Source organism: Anaerotruncus sp. (assembly GCF_057433415.1).
In genome coordinates, this window is sequence record NZ_DBMDHH010000027.1 from 21,500 (window position 1) to 38,084 (window position 16,585).

The 16,585-nt window shown below is 66.9% G+C and carries 12 protein-coding genes and 1 tRNA gene; 2 read left to right on the plus strand and 11 right to left on the minus strand.

What is annotated here, in order from left to right; translation table 11 throughout:
- Nucleotides 1-20: 20 nt before the first annotated feature.
- Both ACZO3G_RS08905 and ACZO3G_RS08910 read left to right on the plus strand, forming a co-directional pair.
- Nucleotides 21-1,148, plus strand: a complete 1,128-nt coding sequence (locus tag ACZO3G_RS08905) for a DHHW family protein (protein ID WP_276874049.1) — start codon at nucleotides 21-23, stop codon at nucleotides 1,146-1,148.
- Nucleotides 1,149-1,188: 40 nt separating this feature from the next.
- Nucleotides 1,189-1,275, plus strand: a tRNA-Leu gene (locus ACZO3G_RS08910).
- A gap of 179 nt (nucleotides 1,276-1,454) precedes the next feature.
- Here ACZO3G_RS08910 and ACZO3G_RS08915 read toward each other — a convergent pair.
- The 11 genes from ACZO3G_RS08915 to ACZO3G_RS08965 are packed head-to-tail and all read right to left on the minus strand — an operon-like array spanning nucleotide 1,455 to nucleotide 16,097.
- On the minus strand, nucleotides 1,455-3,464 hold the full coding sequence (locus ACZO3G_RS08915; RefSeq protein WP_277138715.1) for an ATP-binding protein: 2,010 nt from the start codon (nucleotides 3,462-3,464) through the stop codon (nucleotides 1,455-1,457).
- A gap of 42 nt (nucleotides 3,465-3,506) precedes the next feature.
- On the minus strand, nucleotides 3,507-4,967 hold the full coding sequence (locus ACZO3G_RS08920) for an eCIS core domain-containing protein (protein WP_276872861.1): 1,461 nt from the start codon (nucleotides 4,965-4,967) through the stop codon (nucleotides 3,507-3,509).
- A 26-nt stretch (nucleotides 4,968-4,993) separates the two neighbouring features.
- Nucleotides 4,994-6,448, minus strand: a complete 1,455-nt coding sequence (locus ACZO3G_RS08925) for an eCIS core domain-containing protein (protein WP_302549878.1) — start codon at nucleotides 6,446-6,448, stop codon at nucleotides 4,994-4,996.
- Nucleotides 6,449-6,484: 36 nt separating this feature from the next.
- On the minus strand, nucleotides 6,485-7,588 hold the full coding sequence (locus ACZO3G_RS08930) for a hypothetical protein (RefSeq protein WP_276872855.1): 1,104 nt from the start codon (nucleotides 7,586-7,588) through the stop codon (nucleotides 6,485-6,487).
- A 46-nt stretch (nucleotides 7,589-7,634) separates the two neighbouring features.
- Nucleotides 7,635-9,719 carry a baseplate J/gp47 family protein gene (locus ACZO3G_RS08935; protein ID WP_276872853.1) on the minus strand — a complete coding sequence of 695 codons (2,085 nt, stop codon included), beginning with the start codon at nucleotides 9,717-9,719 and terminating at the stop codon, nucleotides 7,635-7,637.
- 12 nt (nucleotides 9,720-9,731) lie between these two features.
- Entirely contained in the window at nucleotides 9,732-12,593 is a 2,862-nt protein-coding gene (locus ACZO3G_RS08940) for a baseplate J/gp47 family protein (RefSeq protein WP_276872851.1), read from the minus strand.
- Between the two features lie 26 nt (nucleotides 12,594-12,619).
- A complete protein-coding gene (locus ACZO3G_RS08945; RefSeq protein WP_276872849.1) occupies nucleotides 12,620-13,033 on the minus strand; it encodes a GPW/gp25 family protein in 414 nt (137 codons plus the stop codon).
- A gap of 24 nt (nucleotides 13,034-13,057) precedes the next feature.
- A complete protein-coding gene (locus tag ACZO3G_RS08950; RefSeq protein WP_101552358.1) occupies nucleotides 13,058-13,837 on the minus strand; it encodes a phage baseplate assembly protein V in 780 nt (259 codons plus the stop codon).
- Nucleotides 13,834-14,937, minus strand: coding sequence for a phage late control D family protein (locus ACZO3G_RS08955; protein WP_419491192.1), 1,104 nt, complete (start codon nucleotides 14,935-14,937; stop codon nucleotides 13,834-13,836). The genes ACZO3G_RS08950 and ACZO3G_RS08955 overlap by 4 nt, the downstream gene beginning before the upstream one ends.
- Nucleotides 14,938-14,968: 31 nt before the next feature.
- On the minus strand, nucleotides 14,969-15,718 hold the full coding sequence (locus ACZO3G_RS08960) for a CIS tube protein (RefSeq protein ID WP_101552354.1): 750 nt from the start codon (nucleotides 15,716-15,718) through the stop codon (nucleotides 14,969-14,971).
- A 1-nt stretch (nucleotide 15,719) separates the two neighbouring features.
- Complete coding sequence (locus ACZO3G_RS08965; protein ID WP_277138731.1) at nucleotides 15,720-16,097, minus strand: hypothetical protein; 378 nt, start codon at nucleotides 16,095-16,097, stop codon at nucleotides 15,720-15,722.
- Nucleotides 16,098-16,585: the final 488 nt, after the last annotated feature.

Genomic DNA, 16,585 nt, shown 5'->3' on the forward strand with positions numbered 1-16,585 from the left:
TCTGAAAGGGGGAACCGCGCATGAGCAAAAAACTTTCGGGCGTCGTCTTTCTGGCGGCGGTCTTCGCGGTGCCGCTCTTTTTGCTGCTGCGCGGCGGCGGACGGCCGCTGTGGGACGCGGTGGCCGGAGAGTCGGGGACGTTTGCGAAGCTCGAGCAGGCGTTCGCGGAGCAGTTCCCCTCCTCCGACGCGCTGCGCCGCCTGCAGGTCTCCCTCAACTATATGGGGGGCGGCAAGGAGCAGAACGGCGTCTTCATTTCGGGCGATTCGCTGACCCTCGACGTGCAGCCCAAGAGCCTGTCGGTCATCAACGACAACACGCTCGCGATGATCGACTTTGCGGACGACTACCAGATCCCCAGCTACGTGATGCTCATCCCGACGGCCTGCGCCGTCCAGCAGGGCAAGGTGCCCTACGACAGCATCGCGCCCCTCTATAACCAGCCGCAGCTCATCGACGACGTCTACCGCCGCGTCTCGGGGCATGTGACGGCGATCAACGTCTACCCGACCCTCTTCAACCACCAGGACGAATACATCTACTACAACACCGACAACACCACGACGGGGCTGGGCGGCTTCTATATCTATACGGCGGTGGCCAAAAAGCTCGGCCTGCGCCCCCGCGCGCTCGAGGATTTTTCCATCGAGCACATCGACTACGACTATTACGGCGATCTCTACGCGCTCTCCCCCTACCGGGAGGTGTCGCCCGACCGGGTGTCGGTCTACAACTACAACTCCCAGTACCAGCGCAGCTACACCGTCACCCACTACAGCGCCGACGGGACCTCCCGCCGCTACTACACCCTCTACCCGAAATTCAAAAAGGAGCTCGGCGGCACGATGGACATCCCGCTCGGCGGGATCTCCCCGGTGATCGACATCGACATCGGCAATCCCTCCTACATCAACCGGCTGCTGATTTTCGGCGACCGCTCGGTGCAGAGCTACCTGCCCTTCCTGCTGATCTACTACGAGCAGGTGACCTTTGTGGACACCGCCACCGCCACGCCCGAGCTGCTCCAAAGCCTCAGGCTCGGCCGCTACAACCAGGTGCTCTTCGCCTTTTCGGTGGACAGCTACGTCTCCGCCGACCAGCTCTCCCTGCTCTCCGAGCTGCCCGCGCCGCCGGGCCGCCAGTCTTGACGAATCGGTCCGCTTGGGGTATGATAGGAGGGCGGAATCTGCCGCAGTGGCGGAATCGGCAGACGCAAGGGACTTAAAATCCCTCGGGGGCAACCCCGTGACAGTTCAAGTCTGTTCTGCGGCACCATTTCCTGTGGGTTGGCTCTCAGACCGCATCTTAAGGATGTGGACTGGGAGCCTTCCTTTTTTATATTTTAAAGGGGCCAGGGCTGGTTCCGTTTTTTGTCCCGATTGGGGGCCTGAAAAATATGGGACCCCGGCCTTTTCAAGGAAAAGGCCGGGGTCCCTGTGCTTTTGCGGCGGGGGCTAGGCTTTCGGCCGCTCATAGAGGAAGCCGTATTCCGCGAAATCCTGGTTCAGCATGGTCTTGCCGCGCTTGAGGTTCTCGTTGCGCAGGCTGTCCAGGATGTGGCGCATGGTGACGGGGCCGTCCTCCTCCGCGGCGAGGAAGGCGGCGTTCAGGGCGATATTCTTGATTGCGCCGCCCGCCAGCTCGAACCGCCGGGCAAGGTAGCCGAAGTCCACTCCGCTTGACGGCGCCGTTTCGGGCAGGCAGGCCCGCCAGAGCTCCTCCCGCTGGGCCTCGCCGGGAAGCTGGAACTCCACCACATAGCGCATCCGGCGCATGAACGCCTCGTCGATGTTTTTTTTCAGGTTGGTGGCCAGAAGGACCACGCCGTCGTAGTCCTCGATCCGCTGGAGGATGTAGGACACCTGGATGTTGGCGAAGCGGTCGTTGGCCTCCTTGACCTCGCTGCGCTTGCCGAAGATGGAGTCCGCCTCGTCGAAGAAGAGCAGCACGTTCGACTTTTCGGCGGTGGCGAAGACCTGTTCCAGCCGTTTTTCGCTCTCGCCGATGTACTTGTCCACCACCTGCGAAAGGTCGACCCGGTAGAGCGCCAGCCCAAGGATGGAGGCGAGAATGTTGGCGGCCATCGTCTTGCCGGTGCCGGGAGGCCCTGCGAACAGCACCGACACCGCCTTGCCGTAGGGGTATTTGCTCTCCAGCCCCCACTCGTCGTAGACCTGGTGCCGGCGGAGCACATGGGTGCAGACATGGCGCAGCATCCGCTTCTGGTCCTCGGGGAGCTTGAGGTCGTCGAGGGTCCAACCCTGCGGCACCTGTACGATCTTGCCCGAGACCGCGCGCGGCAGCGCCATGTAGCAGGCGCCGGAAACGGTCGCCGCGTCGACCGGTTCCCCGGCGCGTTCGAGCCGCGCAAGCTGCCGAACCGCCTTGCCGATGTCCCGGGGACTGGTCTTGTAGGTGGCGGCGTAGCGGGTGAAATCCCCCTCGGCCTTTAGGCCGTAGTATTCCCAGAAGCCCTGCCAGAGCGCGATCCGGTCCGCGCGGGTACAGGGCGGCAGATCGAACCTGACGGTGTGGCGGTCGGTGTAGGGGAGCAGCGCGAAGCCGGGGTCGGTGCAGAGGAAGACGGGCGTTTCCAGGTCTCCCAGCGGCTCCAGGCAGCAGCGCAGGAACCGCCGGGGCGCCCGCTCGTCGTCCGCTGACACGAGCCCGTGGAAGCAGAGCGCGTCCCCGTAGAGGACGGCCTCCCGCCGGATGAGGCGCAGCAGGGAGGCGCACGGCCCCTCCTCCGGTTCCATCAGGCGTTCGGCGTCCGCGAAGAGGACGCCGAAGCCGAGCCGGGCCGCCGCCGTCTGAAGCAAAAACCGCTTGCCCGCGCCGGGCCCCCCGGTGATCTGGATGCAGGCGCCGCCGGCCAGCTCCCCCGCTTCCTCGGCGGCGGCCAGCCGTTTCAGCTCGCCGATCAGGCGGTCCGGCAGCTCGGGGCGTGCAAAGAACGGGTGAAGCGGCTCCGCCGGGGAAAAGCGGCGGCAGATTCCCGCAAGCGCCTCCGGCAGGCGGTTCCCGCCGCCGAGCCAGTCGATCAGCCGCCCGTCCGCCTCGAGCGGCGCGCGGTAATCGGGCGACGGCGATCCCTCCGTCCACAGCAGTTCCCCCAGCGCGCGGGAGGACTCCTCCAGCCGGTCCGGGGCGAAGGCATACCCCTCGCCGCCGAGGAGCTGCGCGGCGCTTTCCACCGTGACCGCGCCGATGTGGGCGTGTTCCCGCAGGTAGACCGCCGTCTCGGGGTAAACATGGACGGCCACGCAGAGGCCGAAGGCCAAAAGCGCCGCGTCCGCCCCCTCCAGCAGCTCGTGAACGCGGCTGAAGCGGGCTTCGGAGATTTCCCACAGGGCGTCCCGCTCCGGCTCCCGGACGGGCAGGGCGAGCCGCCCCCCGCCCTGCGGACGGAGGAGCGGCTCCAATTCGGCGATTACCCGCCGGGCGTATAATTCGCAGTAGGACATGCGGTTCCCTCACAGTCTTGGCGGGAATTTCCGGCGGGGCGGCTACGTCCCGCGGATTTTGCTCCAGAGCTTCTTGAAGGGGTTGCGCGACTTCTTTTTCGGGGCGGGGGCGGCCTCCCCGGACGAGCCGAGCCAGCGGCTCATGACCTCCTGCTGGCGCTCGGTCATGGGCTCGGCGGCCCCGGTTTTCCAGTGCTTCGCGGATAGGTAGCCCGGGGAGACGTAGCGGGATTCCTCAGCAGGGGCGGCCTCCGTGGGTGCGGCTGCCGCCGGCTGGGCCAGCGCCCGTTCCTCATCGGACAGTTTCCCCATCACCTCCGGCCGCACGGCCGGCATGCCGGTCTGCAAAACCCTTTGACGGATGCTCTCATATCTTCCAATAAAAGGACGGAGTTCCTCCGGGATCTGCTCGATGTCAATCCGGCGGAGGTCCTCGCCTTTTGAAAGGATCGCAGCGGCTTTTGTCATCATCGAACTCTGGCTCTCAATATTATCATTGGCCTTATTATAGATTCTTTGCGCCTCTTTTGGATCCTTGTGCTTGGAAAAGATATCATTTCTGCGCTTCATCCCGGCGGGCGCGGTCGGATCCAAACCTTTTACAGCCAGCGTACCCATCATATACTGGCTGAAATGGGAGTCCCCCGGCTGCGCCTGATCTGTTTCCCTGACTCTGTCGTAATTGGCGCCGCCCTCGTTCGCGAACAGGTCCCGGACATAATTCTGAAACTCTGGCTCATCCACCAGGTCGGAGACGATGTCAAAAATCTTGTCGGCGCTTTTTATTGTGGAATCGTCATAAAGAAGGCCCTTTGTGGCCAGCGCGCCGGTCCCGCCGCTGAACCGCCTCATAACATCCGCATTGGGGTCGTGCTTTTTTCCCAGCTTTTTTGCCTCGCCGCTATTGAGAAACGCATTGTAGCGGTCGAGCGCGTTTCCCATGACCGGCATATACCTTCTGTGCAGGTTATTCCCGGAACTCATGCGGGCTCCGCCTTCGAAGATGCTTTGACCCTCCTCCGGCGACATCGGCTCATACGCCGGGACCGGGGCGGCGGCTTTTTTCTTCCTGCCCAGCATCTGGGCGGGGGCGCTCTGCCCGGCGAGCGCGCCGGCGTCCGCCGGGCCGGCAGATGTGAGGTCCCCGGACGCGAAGGCCGCGCCCGCGCGGTCGGCCGCCGCCTCGAAGGACGGCTCCTCCAGCACCCCGCCGGTCATCGGGACCTCGCCCTCGGCCTGGCTGCGCACATGCTCAAGCTCGTGCCCGAGCACCATGCGTCCCTCCGCCGTTCCGGGCGTGAACTCGCCCGGCGCGAAGGAGATCACGTTTCCCCGCGCGACGGCGCGCGCGCCCATCGCCTCCACCTCGGGCGACTCCGCAAACGAAATCCGCGCCGGGTCAAGGCCAAAGGACCGGCGCACCTCCTTTTCCGTGCGCCCGTCGAGGCGCAGCGGCTTCGGGGCCGGGGCCTTCTTTTCCTGCGTTGCTGTGGTCATCGGCATACCGTTCTCTCCTTTCGGGGCGCGGATTAATTCCCGCGGATTTTGCTCCAAAGCCGCTTGAAGGGGTTGCGCGACTTTTTCGGGGCGGCGGGGGCGGGAAGAGGGTTGCTCTCCTTTTGCAGGCCGCCCATGATGTCGGCCCACGCCCGGGTCATCTCCTTGTTGCCCTTGTGTTTTTCCATCATGAGGCGGGCCTGCTTCATCCGCTGGTCAAGGCTCATCTCATTTGCGTCGCTCTGCCCGGGCAGCTCGGCGGACATGTAGTTCGGCGCGGTCTTCTCGCCCCCGGGCGAGAAATGATAGGGCGCCGCCTCAGGGGCCGGGGCAGGAAGCTCGAGCCCCGTCTTTTCGAGGATTTCCGGGCGGATATTGGGCGCGCCGATACTCCACACCTTGTCATAATACGGAATAAACGCCTGAAAAGCGGGCCACAGTTCCGGGGCCATCATGGATTGAAAATCGGCGTCTCTGTCGTTCTCAGAAAGCCATTCCGAAAAGAAATTGCCCACCTGTCCCGCGTCGCCCGCAATATTGGCGGGATGGTTGCGGGAATCAAAGGAATCCGCAGGCACGGCGGATCTCATGGCCTGCCCGTTCACCACGCCCGTCATACGCGCAAGCACGTCGGTCATGAAATACCCTTTCGGGGACTGGTCGGTGGCGCCAAAATTTCCGCCCATATTTGCAAACGTGTCCTTGATAAAGCCCTGTACCTCCGGGTCGTCCAGATGGGGCATGATCATCTGAAACATTTTTTCGCTGACAGCCGCGCTCTCAGCGGAATACTTGGAAGCACCGCCTTCAAAGGTGTGCCGCTCACCGCCCATTTTTTTGAGCGCGGCGACCTTTTTGATGAGATCTTTTGACTGATCCCGGAAGGGGGCCATGACTTCCGGCAGACCGGCTTCCTTCATAATTGGGTTTGCGCTCGCTCTGGTTCCGCCTTCAAAAATTCCCTTTGCATTCTCTGGAGAGTAGCCTCTCCATTTTTCGCCCGCTTTTCTTGCACGCGCTTGGGGAATTTGTATGTCGCGGATTTGATCCACATAGCTCTTTTTTTTCATCTGCGCGGGGGCGCTGTGCCCGGCGAGCGCGCCGGCGTCCACCGGCCCGGCGGCTGTGAGGCTTCCGGACGCGAAGGCCGCGCCCGCGCGGTCGGCCGCGGCCTCGAAGGACGGCTCCTCCAGCACCCCGCCGGTCATCGGGACCTCGCCCGCCGCCTGGCCGCGCACATGTTCGAGCTCGTGCCCGAGTACCGCGCGCCCCTCCGCCGTCCCGGGCGCGAACTCGCCCGGCGCGAAGGAGATCACGTTTCCCCGCGCGACGGCGCGCGCGCCCATCGCCTCCACCTCGGGCGATTCCCCGATCTGAAGCCGCGCCGGGTCGAGGCCGAAGGACCGGCGCACCTCCTTCCCGGTGCGCCCGTCGAGGCGCAGAGGCTTTACGGGCGCCGTCCGGGTTTTCTGTTTGTTGCTCGTCATCATTTCGGACATCCTAGTCCACCTGCCTTCCATTCATCAGCCCAGCGCGATAAATCCATCCAGCGTCCCGGCGTTCGCGGCCGCCTCACCGGGCGTGGCCAGCACGCCGGTCCCGTCCAGATAACAGTGGTCGTCCGCGCGGCTGCACGGGTTCAGGAACACCAGCCGGTGCGGGGTGCCGATCGGGCTGTAGAGCCGGATCAGCCGTTCGAGCCGCCCGGGTTCCGGAAAGCCGGGCAGGGGAGGCAGCAGCACGCAGAAACTGCCGGAGTCGCCGCCGTAGAGCCGCCCGTAGAGCGCCCGCCGCGCGGGCGGGAGGGGAATGCGCTCCCATTGGAACCGCTCCACGATGCGCGGCGGCACGCCGCATACGAGCTCCAGCACCGCCTCGAGGGCGGCGCGGGTGCCCTTCATCCCCTGGTAGAGGTCGAGGCCGGAGATGATCGTCCGCAGCTGTGCCGGGGTAAAGAGCCCGTCGCAGCAGAGCCCCAGCCAGTCCGCGAGCTCCAGAAGGCCCTCATCCGGGACCGTCTCGTAGTCGAGGCGGTGCGGCAGTTCGTCCGCGCGGCGCTCGAGGTCGAGGTAGAGGGACTGGAACACCGCGATGTAGCGGTCGAAAAAGTCGTCCTGCCGGTAGATCTCTGGAAAGTATCCGGTGAAGCTCACCCGCGGGAATTCGAGCCGCAGCCCCCGCAGCGTCCAGTCGCATTCTCCGGCCGGGTAGGCGCCCGCGTAGACCCAGACATACCGCCCGGTGAGCGAATGCAGCAGCAGATCGGTACAGTCGACGGCGCGGACGTGCCGCAGGGCGCAGAGCAGCTCCCGCTTCCGCGCGGGGTCGACGCCGGGGTCGGCCAGAAGCTCCGACAGGTCCGCGTCCCGGTCGTCCACGACCGCGTCCGGCGTGTCGGCGGCGGCCACGACCACCTCGAGGCGCACCCCCTCGAATTCCCCGTCCACCGTCAGGCGGTTGAAGGTGCAGTCCGGGTCGCGGGTGTCGAACATCCGCGTCACGTATGCCGCGGGGTTCGCCGTCTCCGCGGGATGGAGAAAGAGCTCCCCGTCCGCCTTCAGGTTGTGCGGGCACCCGCGCAGGAGGTCCCGTTTATAAAAATTGACAGCTTTCAGCGGTTCCGTCATCTGCCGTCCGCCCCTTTCCTATTCGACTTGGCGGGCGCCGGGCGCCCTATACAAATTCGATCCCCGTCTCCCAGAGGTAGGCCAGGCAGTCGGGAAGCAGCAGGATGTCCCCGTGCTCGTTTTTGCGTCCGCCCTCCCCGAGGTACTCGAGCGAGAGCTGGCTCACCGCGCGCACCGCGGGCAGCAGCTCCAGCCGGGAGAAGAGCCCGCCGTAGTCCACCCGGCGTCCGAAGACGGGGTTTTCGCTTTCGATCCAGACGCGCAGAGCCTCCAGCACCCCGTCTTCCGCGGCCCTGCCCGGATCGGCCAGGCGGATGCGCCCGTAGACGCCGACGCCCACATAGCGGGCCGGACGGACCTGCAGGTCGTTGGCCAGCATCCGGTGGCGGCCGAGGTGCGCGCGGATGATCCGCGCATAGTCCTCGCTGAGGATGGGGAGCCGCCGTTCCGATTTGGGGCGCACCGCGATCAGGATGGTGTTGACGGGCGGGGGAGCTTCGCCCGCGGCGGCGCAGTAGTCCGCCATGGGGATGACCGCCGCGTCCTCGATGAGCAGCCCCGGCGTCCCGAGCGTCAGCGCGCGGATATCCTCCGCCGTGACCGCCCGGAGCACCGCGCGCAGCTTCTCCTCCACCAGCGGCTCCAGCTCCTCCGAGGTGCAGCGGTATTCGCCGCCGCCGGCATCCTCCAGGTTTTCCGCCGTGACGCCCTCCACCGGGGTCTCCAGCCGGTTCACCTGGCCCCGGAGCACGTTGCCCCCGCCGAAGGAGGAGCGTGCCAGCTCCAGCGCCTCCACCAGGAGCCCCGCCTCGGGCTGCACGCCGTGGACGCCGTCCCCAAAGACGACCGATCCCTCGCGGCGGTCGAGCTGGAACACCCGGTCGTCGCAGCCCGCGCCGGAAAGGTCCGGGCATTCGTCGTAAATTTCAAAGGCCTGCCGCCCGTCCGGGCCGGTGCGGGAGAGCGCCAGACGCAGGCGGCAGAGGCCGTCCGGGTCCAGCGCGACCCGGCGGGAGGCGCAGCCGTCCGTCTCCCCGAGCAGCAGCGGCGCGCCGGGGCGCGCGATGGTCACGAGGACCCGGCTTCCCTTGGCCGGGACCCGGCCGAACCGCTTTTTGTGGAAGCGCACCGCGCCGTCCTCCACCGCGCAGAGGTCGTCCCCGGAGGGGCGGAAGTCCCGCCACACGACCCACTCGTCCTGCTCCCGGACCGCGACCGAGACCCGGTCCTCCGATTCCAACGCATAGCCGACCGGGAGGGAGGGCTCGCCGCGGTAGAGGAGCTCCACCGTGTGCGCGGCCGTGTCCGTCTGGACCGCAGTCCCGCAGCAGACCGCCGCCCGGCCGACGCGGGGGCGCCGGTCGTAGCAGCCCTGCCGGAGGGCGCAGCGCAGGTAATGGGCCGGCGCAAGCCGCCCGTTTTCATAAAGCGCCGTTTCACCGGACAGCCGCAGGGTGAGGAAGCCGCTCCGCAACAGTCCGCGGGTCTCGTCCGAAAGGACCTCCGCCCGCTGCCAGCCGCCGCCGTCCCGGCAGGACCACTCGAGCTGTACGAGTGAGAAATCGTCCCCGAAGGGGTTGCGACCCGTCCCGGCCACCGGGATAAACAGCCGCACCGTGCCGCCGAGCGGTTCGGCGAAGCCGAAAAACGCCTCGGCGGGGCGCGACGGCTCGTCGGTGAGGATGGGGGCGAACCCGCCGTCCGCCTCCACAAAGGGGCCGAGGTCGTAGCACCTGCCGGACTCCTCGCTGTAGAGGCGGATCAGCCGGTTGGCGCGGCCCTCGACCGCCCGCTCCAGCTCAAAGACCGTGTCTCCCGCCAGAAGCCGGGTCCCGGCGGGCAGGGAGAGCGCGGCCCCGGACGGCGCGCGGAACTCCACGCGGCAGCGCGCGGGGGAGCGGCGGGGGCGGATGCCCAGGAGCTTGAGGTAGGCAAGCCGGTGGGCCTCGCCGGTGGCGTTGATGTAATAGTTCAGGCTGTCGCACAGCCACGCGAACGCCTGGAGCGTCGTGACGCCGGAATCGTGGTCGTTGAGGTCGGTCCACTCGGGCGCCAGCACCGGCGCCATGGCGCGGGCGCGGTCCCAGAGCTTCTGATAGTCCAGATCGTCCAGCCGGGGCAGATTCAGCATCCCGGACACCTCCTATTCCCTGCGGTCCCGCAGATTGACATAGACGATGTGCTCGCCGTTCACCGCCATGGCGAAGGGGCTTTGCACGGCGGCGGCCAGCTTTTCGTCCACCGGGTATTCCCGCCCGCGGCTGCGGGCGGAAAGCGCCATCCGCGCGATGAGGATGCCGGGCCGCCGCAGCCCCAGCCAGGCGAGCAGTTGCGGCCGGGTGGGCAGCGTGCCGATCTCCCAGCCGTCCCCGTCGTAGCCGCCGGTCAGCGGGTCGAGGAAGGCGCGGATGTCGGCGAGGGTCTGCTGCTGGAGCTCGTAGGGGTCGCCGTCCGGCCCGCACTCGAGCCACACCCGCACCGAAAACCGCACGAACCGCGGCTGGCAGAGCATCAGCGTCCGCCCCTGGGGCAGGATGCCGCTCGAGGCGAGCAGCTTTTCGCGGATGGTGTCCCGCACCGCCGAAAAGATATGGCCGCCCTTTTCGTATTCCTCGATGAGCAGCGCCACGGTGATGGCGCGTTCGTCCCGCTGGCCGAGCGGCGTGACGCCCGGCAGAACCCTGATCCTCCGCACGCCGTAGCTCACGCTCGAGATGAGGTCGAAAAAGTCCTGCTCGGTGACCGCCCGGCCCCGGGTGCGCAGCAGGTTGCGGACCGAGGCGGCGTAGGCCTCCTCGGTATGCCCGTCGCAGCCGCCGTAGGCCGCCATCGGGTTCGTGGCGGAGGAGATGTAGCGGACCGATTCCTCCAGGACGGTGATCGTGTCCGGCCCCACGTTGGCCGCCGCGCCCTGGTAGCTCCGGTAATCCACCCGTACCGCGGGACCGCCCTCCTTGAGGGGGTAGGGCGCGAAGGCGTTCTTTTCGAACTCTACCGTGCCCGCGGCCAGGTCGACGCCGCAGTACCGGCCCTGCTGGCCCCGGCCGATCCGCCGGTTCCAGCGCACCCAGTTTTCCGCGTTTTCCGGATTGCCGTCCTCCTCGTTGACCCACACCTCGAGCGAGACGAGGTTCTGCTCCGCCAGCGCGATCCCCAGCGGCGCGTCCGGGTCGGCAAGGTAGAAGACCTCCGAGCTGCTGCGCCGGTTTTCCACCCGCGCCATATTGGTGAGGACCTCCCTGACCAGCGGGAGCTGTCCGGAGGGCTGCCGCCGCAGCACCAGGCGCAGCCACCAGCACTCCCGGCCGAAGAGCTCCTTCTTTACGATGTCGTCCGGCACCGGTAAAAGCAGCGTGCCCGCGTAGAGGAGGCCCCCCGTGTTGTCCACCGCCTGGAGCTGTGCAAAGCCGTCGGGCGAGAGGTACTCCGCCGTGTAGTCGAGCGCCGCGTCCTCGTCGTTCTCCACCTCGAAGTAGAGGGAGAGCGGCATTCCGCGCGGCGGCAGGTCGAAGCCGAGATACATGGCCGTGCGGCCGCACTCGTTGTTGTAGAAGACGGGGAACGCCCGGCGGGAAGCGATGGCCCCGGTGACCTCCGCCGTCTCAAAGTTGTTGCGGGTGCAGGCGTAATCGGGCGGCAGGCTGTCCTCCTCGTACCGGTAGGAGAAGGAGAGCCCCGTGATCACCGGGCAGAGCTGCACGCAGGGCATGCTGTAGAGATTGTCCGCCCGCAGGAGGCGCAGGCGCAGGCGCGGTTCCCCGTCCTCCTCGGCGATGTCGCGGGGGAGCAGGAAGGAGCACTCCACCGCGCCCTCGGTCGAGCCGTTGAAGAGCAGCGCCGCGTGTTCCTCCTCCAGAAGCCTGCGCCAGCCGCGGACGCTGCGGTATTCGAACAGCGCGTAGTCGGCGCGCACCTGCATGGGCTCCAGCCTGGGGGCCTCACGCGGCCCCTTCATGAGGAGCTTGTAGTCGATGTCGCTGACCGCCTCGGGGAGCTTGCGCTCCACCGTCTCGAATCCCAGTGAGAAGCGCATCGCCACCCGCGCGCCCCGGCGGGCGAACGCCTGGCGGCATTCGATGCCGCACTCGGCGTAGATTTCCATCGGCCCGCCGAAGGGCAGAAAGCGTCCGGCGTTCTGCGTCACGCCCGCGCAGCGCACCTCGTCGGGCGGGAGCGCCTCCCCCGCGAAGGAGAGCTGCGCCCCGCAGAGCTCGAGATCCAGCGGGCCGGGCGCGCGCACGCAGAGCACGTACCGTTCCCGGCCGCCCAGCTCCACCTTCTGCGGCGTGCAGCCGGGCAGGGAAAGCCGGATGGCGTCGCCCTGGCGCTCCACCGTCCGGAAGACGCGCTCCCCCTCCGGCTCGAGCAGGGAATAGCGCAGCTCCTTCCGGCAGAGCGTTTCGATCGCCCCGTCCAGCTTTTCGGGATCGGGGGTGCGCACCCGCAGCAGGAGCTCCAGATCCTCCAGCGCGTCGAACGCGCCGTCAAAGCCGAGCAGCAGCCGGTGCTCCGCCTCGCTTTCGCCCGAGAGGTCAAATGCCGTGAAGCTTCCCTCCGAGGCGCCCGGCGCGCCCTTGTCCAGAAGGCGCACGATCCGGTCGGTGGCGCCGTCGGTGACCGCGACGCTTACAAGCTCGGCCTGTGTGGCGGTGATGGCGTGGGTCGTTTCGAAGACGAGACGCCGGCCCTTTTCCTCGGCGTAGAGGCGGGTGCCCCTGGGGACGTGGACCGGGTCGTCCATCCCCGCCGCCTGGGTGAAGCGCACGAAGCTCTTGGCCGATTCGGAGGGCTCCTCGCGGAGGCGGTCGAAGAGGTTCAGGTACTGGATGCGGTATTTGCCGATCGCCCGGCCGAGGCGCTTTTCGCTCTCCAGAAGCATGTCGTCCACCAACAGCGCGACCGCCGAACCGCTGTCGGGGTTCTTTTCATCGAAGCGCCATTCGGGGACGTAGGAACGGGCCAGCGCGACCAGCGCCGGCCGCCCGGAAGTTTTCGGTTCTGCCATGATCTGTCGCCTCCTTCATTGGGCGCTTAGTCCTGCCCGACACCCTCGTAGAGATAGTAGGGAAACACCAGGTTGTTGGGGTTGTTGGTGTCCCGCACCGTGTAACGGATGTTGAAGAGGAGCTTGCCCTCGCGGACGCCGCTCTCGTCGACCTCCACCTCGGTGTCCACGATGCGCGGCTCCCAGCGTGCGAGCGCGTCCACAATCTCGGTGGCGATCAGGTTTTCCGCCGTCTGGTCGGGCAGCTCGAACACGTAGTCGTGGATGCGGCTGCCGAAATCGGGCAGCATCGCGCGTTCCCCCATACGGGTCATGAGGATGATATAGATCGACTGGCGGATGTCCTCCTCCGCGTCGACCATGCAAAAGCGCCCGGTGGCCGGGTCCACGCGCGGCGGAAAACAAAACCCCCGCCCCAGGAACCCTCTTGTGTCGGCCATATCAGCACTCCCTTTCTTTCCGCGTTATCCCAGCTTCACCATGCCGCCGGATACCTGGGTCATGGCGCTGCCCGAAACGGACACCTGCGTGCCCTCGGCCTTGAGCATGGTGCCCTTGAGTCCGAGGCTCTGGCCGCCGTCCAGTTCGGCCTGCATATCGGCCTTGATGGAGAGCTGTCCGCCCTTCAGTTCCAGCTTGCCCGCCATGCCGTCCATCGTGATCTCGCAGCTCCCGGCCTTAATCGTGAGCTTCGACTTGCCCTCAAGGCTCACCTCGCCCTTCTGGCAGTCGATGGAAAGCTGGTTCTGGCCGTTCTTGTCCGCGAGGGTCATGAGCTGCTTTCCGTCGTCGAGGGCGAGACGCAGCCCGCCCGGCGTCACCGCCTCCACCGAGGCCTTGCCCTGCGCGTCCGAGAGGGTGAGGTCGACGCCGCCCTTGGTCTTGAACCTGCGGGTGGTGTTCTTCTTCTCGAAGCTGTCGCTTTTCATCTGCGCCGTGGCGGGGAAGAGACTCCCGAGCACCACCGGGCGCCTGAAGTCGGTCCCGATGAACCCCACCAGCACAATGTCCCCGACCTCGGGAACCAGATAGCTGCCGTAGTCCTTGCCCGCGTAGGGGCGCAGCAGCGGGATCCATTCGCAGACGTTCTTGCCGCTTTTCCAGGCGGTGAATTCCACCTTGACCATGCCGGGCTCCCCGCTCTCCGCGTTGTCGGTCACCGTCCCCTGGACCATGCCGCCGGGGCTGAGGAAGGCCCGGTCGTTGCCGTATTCGCCGCCGAGCAGTTCCGCAATCGAATTCATAGGCTGTTGATCCTCGCTTCAAACGTCGTTGTGTACCCGTCCGTCTCGTCGAAGGCGTGCCGGACAGCGGTCACGTAAAAGCTCCCGTCCATTCGCCCGGAGAGTCCCTTCACACGGACCGCCCGACCCGGCACAAGTTCCGGCAGGCCGATGCACCGGCATTCGAGCGTCCCGAAGCCCTGCTCGATGCTGCCGAGCAGGGCCTTGGCGCGGGCCTGCGCCTGGGAGGCCGACTCGGCCTGCGCGTCCAGGTAGACGCGCTCGGTGCCCGAGAGCATCCGGGAGGGGGCCGCGCCCTTTCCAAACTTCCCGCGGGACTGGGCGCTGCCGGAAAATTCCCTGTCGGTCTGGGGATCGATCCCCACCACCGTCACCTTTTGGACCAGCGGCGCGCCCTGCAGGCTGAGGCCCGCCGAAAGAAGCGCCTCCCCGGGGCTCACCGTCATGACCGGCTGGCCGGCGGCGGGGCGTTTGCGGAAATACGCCTTGCCCGCCAGCAGGAAGAACTCGCAGCCCGCGTAGCGCGCCTGGCGCACGAGAAAGTCGTAGCTTGTCTCCATGCCGGCCGCCAGCATTTTGATCTCCCCGGGGACCGGATCGACCTGTTTGCCCTTGAGGTAGCCGCCCACCGGCTGTTCGCCCAGCAGCGCCTGCACCGCCCGGTCGATCCGCTTCTCCCGAAAGATTTCCAGCCGCTGGGTCTTCATGAGCAGGCATTTTGCGTCCATGCATTCCACATGCACGACGGGTGCCTCCTCGGGGTCGAAGCGGTAGTCCAATCCGGTGATGAGGCCGTAGAAGACCGTCTCCGTGGCGATGTAGCCGAGCTTCACCTCCACCTTGGCGCCCAATTCCAGCAGGCGCAGCGCGCCCTTGGAATCGAAGTCGCTGTCGGAGGGCTGATACTCCCCGAGCAAATCGAAGCTGCATCCCGAGGCCGGGTATTCGCTCGTGAGCTCCACCGAAACATTGCTGAGCGCCGCGTGATACCGCTCGATCAGGTCGCTTCCCTCCACCAAAATCCGGACGGTGGGAGCCGCAAATTCCCGGTATTTCTTTTTCAGCAGCGCGTAGGCCGTGCTCTGCTTCATCAGGTCCATCTGCTTCACCGCCCTTTCCTGAAAAGAGGACTCACTTGATGGAAGGAACCTTGAGGCGCATCGCCCCGGAAACCTTCCGGGGATTGAGGATTCCGTTGGCCTCGGCGATCGTCCGCCACATGGCCGGGTCGTCGTACTCCTGCTGCGCCATCAGCCAGAGGGGGTCCCCCTCGGTAAGCGTGCGCTCCTTGGTGCGGTTGGGGGAGCTGAAGGTGCGGATCATCCGGCGCTGCAAAAGCTCGGTCTCCTCGCCGACGATGGTGAGCTGCAGCTTGGCGCGCAGCGGGGTGCCGTCCCGCGAGAACATGGTGTAGCTGATGGAGGAGCTGGCCACGTAGCCCATGAAGTCGAGCCGCCCCCACACGAAGCGCACCTTGAGGGGGGCGTGCTGTTCGTCGTTGTACTTCAGCATGTTGGCGATCGACTGGCAGACCTCGGTCGGTTTCTTGCCGAGATTGGGCAGCAGGACCGATTTGAGCGCGGAGGAGAGGCTCCCCGTGTCGAAGCCGCTCAGGTCGGTGTCGGTGTCGAAATAGAGGGTCGCGGAAAAGGTGGCGAAGTTGCCGGCCGCCGCCTGCATCTTGTCGATATCCTGGTCCTTCCCGATCGAGAGCTTCCTGCTCAGGTTGACCGATCGGGAGATCTGGTACTCGGAGGGGTTGAACTGGACGGGCAGCATATCGCCCATCTGCATCCCCCTGACGACGCGGAAGAGCTTCGCCTTCTCCAGCTTGCCCTCATAGAGGGCGTCCGCCGCTCTGGAAGCCGCCTTCTTCAACATGTTACCACTGCCCCCTTCTTGCTTTTTCCGACCGCAGCCGGGATTCCAGGTCCCGGTAGACCCGGTCGGAGAGTTTTCTCAAATCCAGATGCGCCAGCGCCTCTTCCACCGCCTTCGTCAGCGCCCGCCCGTCCGGTCCCGGGAACTCCCCCCGAGACGCGTTGACCGCGCGGTTGAGGGTGGTCCGGACCTCGGTTTCCGTCTCGACGCGGCGGGTGCGGACCGTCGGGATGTCCGGGGAGTCCGTTTCCGCGGCAGCCTGCCGGATGGCGGGCGGTTCGGCGCGCAGGATGATCGGCGCGGGCCCGAAGGCGGGCTGTGCGGGCCGCGAGAGCTCCGTGACGCTCCGGGCCCGGGCCGCGGGGGCGGGCTCCGCCATCGGGGCCGGCGCCGGCAGATGCGGCGCCGCCGGGAGAACGGGCGCCGCGGACGGTTCCATCGGATACGCGGGCCGCCGCGTCAAAAGCCGCTGCGGCGCGGCCGGCCCCGGAGAACCGGGCGTGTCCGCCGGGCGCGGCGGCCGGGCGGGGGCGCGCGTCGGCTGCGCCGGGAAAAACGGGGAAACCGCCGACGGTTCCCGCGTCCGCTGAATTGGATGGAGCGCGGGAGCCGGCGCGGGCTGGTCCGCCCGCCGCACCGGCGCGAAGGCCGGGGCTTCCGGAGCGTCCGCCCGCCCAATTTGCCGCGGAAGCATCGGCGCGGGGAGGATCCGATTCGGCGTCCGCTGCGCGGCGGGCTGTGCGGAAGCGCGCTCCGCGGCCCGCGGCAGCGGAGCGGGAACCTCGGCGGGTTCCCTTTGCGCCGCGCGCGGCTGCTGCGGGCGCTCCGCCGGGACCGGCCGTGCCGGGACCGGGGCCTCCGGCGGCT